This is a genomic window from Pseudolactococcus hodotermopsidis, assembly GCF_011170085.1.
Taxonomy (GTDB): Bacteria; Bacillota; Bacilli; order Lactobacillales; family Streptococcaceae; genus Pseudolactococcus; species Pseudolactococcus hodotermopsidis.
In genome coordinates this window covers 1-1,954 of sequence record NZ_BLLI01000119.1, presented here as the reverse complement: position 1 = coordinate 1,954, position 1,954 = coordinate 1, and the positions used below count along the sequence as shown (strand labels likewise).

The following is a 1,954-nucleotide window of genomic DNA, read 5'->3' as shown; positions in this document are numbered from 1 at the left end:
TCAAAACCTTTAAGTGTATGGCTCAGAAATATCGTAATCGAAGAAAGAGGCACTTACTTCGGGCGTCCTTAATTTGTGGTATTATCAATTTCGAAATTTAATTTCGGGAGAAGTCTAATAAAACAAAGCAAAAGGCACAAACTCTTTCATAATGGAAATAATCCATATAATTTATTTTTTTACCTAGATGTTTTATTTCTCTTTTACCTTGAAGAACTTCTGAAATTCTTTTACAATCACTTTCTTTATCTGTTAGCGCACTTTTAATATTACTTTTTATTTCACTCTTTTCGTTAAGAACTTCATTTAAGGCACGCGTTCCTTTGTCATAAGAAGGAATTTCGGAGACTACTTTACATTCAATATTTTCCGATTCTCCAACGGAAAAATCTGAATATATGATATCGATAATATGGTTTAAAGCCTTATCTTGCGCTCTAAAGTTATCTTCTATTGCGTGATTTATTAACAATTTACATAGACCTGCCAAAGACAATCTATCAATTTCATATTCTTTAAAATTAGACATAAACACCTTCCTTCAAAATTTCCCAAAAAGAATTTTTCCGACAATAGTTCAAGAAAAGAAAAATTGATATTATTCTAGTATAGACAAAAGCTTATAGAGTAATATCACCAGAATCACATTTACTATTATATCAGAATAACAGCTCACTGTCTTGACGAAATGGAGGAATAGAAAATGAACCACCCTAAATTCAATAATTTATCTAAAGAAAATGACAAAACAAATAAGAAATTAAAAAATAGCTTACTAAATAAAAATGAAAAAGAAACCGAGAAACCACCATAATTGCTTAGAAAATTTAGCTGTATCATTTTAATTTAAGATAAAAAACTGGAGGAAACGAAAATGAACAACGAACTCACAACATTCAACCCAGAAAATGCTGGGAATTTGCCAATGACGGCACGCTTGAACTCAAAAAACAAGGTGGACAAGAAATCAAACAAGTTATGCTTGCCAAACTGCACGAAGATGGGCGGGCGTATCTCACGCAAAATGTGTTAGAACATACTGGTGCGCTTTCTGCTTTTGAACAGCATTTAATGGAAATTGCACCACAGGGTGCTGAACGCTATAACCATATTGTCAACGCCTATGTGATGGGCGCTACTAACAGAATTGCGAGATGGTAAGGAGGTTTCAAAATGATGATTCTATTATTTCTAATTATGTTTTGGGCGATTGCAGGTTTTCTTATCTTTAATGTTGAGCCGTCAAGCATTTCTAGATTTTGGCACGAAAATGTTTTAACGCCTTTTCAAAAAATCAATACAAATGTCACCAAGCAAGCTGAATTAAATCGGATTAAAGTCGAACAAGAACGCCAGCAAGCAGAGGCTTATCAAGCTTATTTGGCGCTGATTCGGGAATCGTTCAAGTATAAGAATGATGGTAACTAACAGGAGGACAGACAATGAGCAAAAAACAAACCACACCAAAAGAAATCAAGAAACAAGCTGAACTTTTGAGGTTCAAAATAGAAATTGAAGAAGATTTGAAAAAATCAGATAAAGCGAAATTAGCTGAGTTTAATACTCGCCACGGAATTAAGCCACCAAAAAAACGTTAAAATTCCCCTATGTTGTAAATTCCACAACACCGAACAAAACAGCCAAAAACGTGTATCTCCACCACCGTTAGCGCTGTTCGCATCGCTTTGTTTTCTAAACCGTTCAAAGCTTGTTAAAAATCACAATATACGGTTCAATCTTAGGAGCTAAGGCGCACTTTGCTTTAGCTTTTATCGAACAACAACCAAAAGAAAGGACAAAAATATGTCGAAAAATATTAACGAAAATCAAGAAAATCATCAACCGAAAAAGTATAAAACTATCCTCGCAGATCCGCCGTGGGATGTCATGCAAAAAGGAAATTATGGCGCAATTAACCACTATAATTTGATGACTTTAGACCAAATTAAAGCAA

5 protein-coding genes are annotated in these 1,954 nt (G+C 33.9%); 4 read left to right on the top strand and 1 reads right to left on the bottom strand.

Annotated features, from left to right (window positions below):
• Window positions 1-97 precede the first annotated feature (97 nt).
• Complete coding sequence (locus Hs30E_RS10860; protein WP_172209950.1) at window positions 98-529, bottom strand: hypothetical protein; 432 nt, start codon at window positions 527-529, stop codon at window positions 98-100.
• Window positions 530-874: 345 nt separating this feature from the next.
• Between Hs30E_RS10860 and Hs30E_RS10855 the strand changes: the two genes are divergently transcribed.
• The 4 genes from Hs30E_RS10855 to Hs30E_RS10840 are packed head-to-tail and all read left to right on the top strand — an operon-like array spanning window position 875 to window position 1,598.
• Complete coding sequence (locus tag Hs30E_RS10855) at window positions 875-1,033, top strand: hypothetical protein (protein WP_172209949.1); 159 nt, start codon at window positions 875-877, stop codon at window positions 1,031-1,033.
• Window positions 979-1,161 carry a hypothetical protein gene (locus tag Hs30E_RS10850; protein ID WP_172209948.1) on the top strand — a complete coding sequence of 61 codons (183 nt, stop codon included), beginning with the start codon at window positions 979-981 and terminating at the stop codon, window positions 1,159-1,161. The genes Hs30E_RS10855 and Hs30E_RS10850 overlap by 55 nt, the downstream gene beginning before the upstream one ends.
• A gap of 12 nt (window positions 1,162-1,173) precedes the next feature.
• Window positions 1,174-1,428 (top strand): hypothetical protein, encoded by a 255-nt coding sequence (locus Hs30E_RS10845; protein WP_172209947.1) that lies wholly within the window; start codon window positions 1,174-1,176, stop codon window positions 1,426-1,428.
• A 14-nt stretch (window positions 1,429-1,442) separates the two neighbouring features.
• Entirely contained in the window at window positions 1,443-1,598 is a 156-nt protein-coding gene (locus Hs30E_RS10840) for a hypothetical protein (RefSeq protein WP_172209946.1), read from the top strand.
• The last annotated feature ends 356 nt before the right edge of the window (window positions 1,599-1,954 follow it).

Excerpts from the sequence above, each read along its gene's own strand:
- Hs30E_RS10840 (WP_172209946.1), top strand. The coding sequence starts at position 1,443 with ATGAGCAAAAAACAAACCACACCAAAAGAAATCAAGAAACAAGCTGAA.
- Hs30E_RS10850 (WP_172209948.1), top strand. The coding sequence starts at position 979 with ATGCTTGCCAAACTGCACGAAGATGGGCGGGCGTATCTCACGCAAAAT.
- Hs30E_RS10860 (WP_172209950.1), bottom strand. The coding sequence starts at position 529 with ATGTCTAATTTTAAAGAATATGAAATTGATAGATTGTCTTTGGCAGGT.
- Hs30E_RS10845 (WP_172209947.1), top strand. The coding sequence starts at position 1,174 with ATGATGATTCTATTATTTCTAATTATGTTTTGGGCGATTGCAGGTTTT.
- Hs30E_RS10855 (WP_172209949.1), top strand. The coding sequence starts at position 875 with ATGAACAACGAACTCACAACATTCAACCCAGAAAATGCTGGGAATTTG.